This window comes from Nonomuraea antri, assembly GCF_013283785.1.
In the GTDB taxonomy this organism is placed as follows: domain Bacteria; phylum Actinomycetota; class Actinomycetes; order Streptosporangiales; family Streptosporangiaceae; genus Nonomuraea; species Nonomuraea antri.
Map to the genome: position 1 here is coordinate 1 of NZ_JABCPZ010000526.1, position 1,481 is coordinate 1,481.

Annotated in this window: 1 rRNA gene; it reads left to right on the plus strand. The window is 56.4% G+C overall.

The features are described from left to right. Positions 1–78: 78 nt before the first annotated feature. A 23S ribosomal RNA gene (locus tag HII36_RS55130) occupies positions 79–1,481 on the plus strand; the annotation flags it as partial.

The following is a 1,481-nucleotide window of genomic DNA, read 5'->3' on the forward strand; positions in this document are numbered from 1 at the left end:
AGCAGACACCATGGGTGTCTGGGAGGGTGGTCGCTGTTTGTTGTTTGAGATTTGCATAGTGGACGCGAGCATCTTTGTGGCCAAGTTTTTTAGGGCACACGGTGGATGCCTTGGCATCAGGAGCCGATGAAGGACGTGGGAGGCTGCGTTAAGCCTCGGGGAGTCGCCAACCAGACGTTGATCCGGGGATGTCCGAATGGGGAAACCTAGCACCAGTCATGTGGTGTTGCCTCCGCCTGAATGTATAGGGCGGTTGGTGGTAACGCGGGGAAGTGAAACATCTCAGTACCCGTAGGAAGAGAAAACAAGAGTGATTCCGTGAGTAGTGGTGAGCGAAAGCGGATGAGGCCAAACCGGGCGTGTGTGATAGCCGGCAGGCGTTGCATGTCCGGGGTTGTGGGACCCTCTGGTGGTTTCTGCCGAGACCACAAGAAGTGATAAACCTTCGAGATAGTCGAAGCCTCTGGGAAGGGGCGCCGTAGACCGTGAGAGCCGGGTAGGCGAAATCTTGAGGGCTTCTTGAGGGGATCCCAAGTAGCACGGGGCCCGAGAAATCCTGTGTGAATCTGCCAGGACCACCTGGTAAGCCTAAATACTCCCTGGTGACCGATAGTGCACTAGTACCGTGAGGGAAAGGTGAAAAGTGCCCCGGTGAGGGGTCGTGAAATAGTACCTGAAACCGTGTGCCTACAAGCCGTAGGAGCTTAGAAGGGCTTGCTCTTCTGTGATGTGACTGCGTGCCTTTTGAAGAATGAGCCTGCGAGTTATGGTGTGTGGCGAGGTTAACCCGTGTGGGGGAGCCGTAGCGAAAGCGAGTCTGAAGAGGGCGTTTGAGTCGCATGCTGTAGACCCGAAGCGGAGTGATCTACGCATGGGCAGGTTGAAGCTCAGGTAAGACTGGGTGGAGGACCGAACCCACCAGGGTTGAAAACCTGGGGGATGACCTGTGTGTAGGGGTGAAAGGCCAATCAAACTCCGTGATAGCTGGTTCTCCCCGAAATGCATTTAGGTGCAGCGTCGCGTGTTTCTTGCCGGAGGTAGAGCACTGGATGGCCGATGGGCCCGACAAGGTTACTGACGTCAGCCAAACTCCGAATGCCGGTAAGTGAGAGCGTGGCAGTGAGACTGCGGGCGATAAGGTTCGTAGTCGAGAGGGAAACAGCCCAGATCACCGACTAAGGCCCCTAAGCGTGTGCTAAGTGGGAAAGGATGTGGAGTCGCAGAGACAACCAGGAGGTTGGCTTAGAAGCAGCCACCCTTGAAAGAGTGCGTAATAGCTCACTGGTCAAGTGATTCCGCGCCGACAATGTAGCGGGGCTCAAGTACACCGCCGAAGTCGTGGCACTGACAGCTATGCGCTGTTGGTGGGTAGGGGAGCGTCGTGCAGCCGGTGAAGCAGCAGAGTGATCTAGTTGTGGAGGCTGTGCGAGTGAGAATGCAGGCATGAGTAGCGAATGCAGGGTGAGAAACCCTGCCGCCGG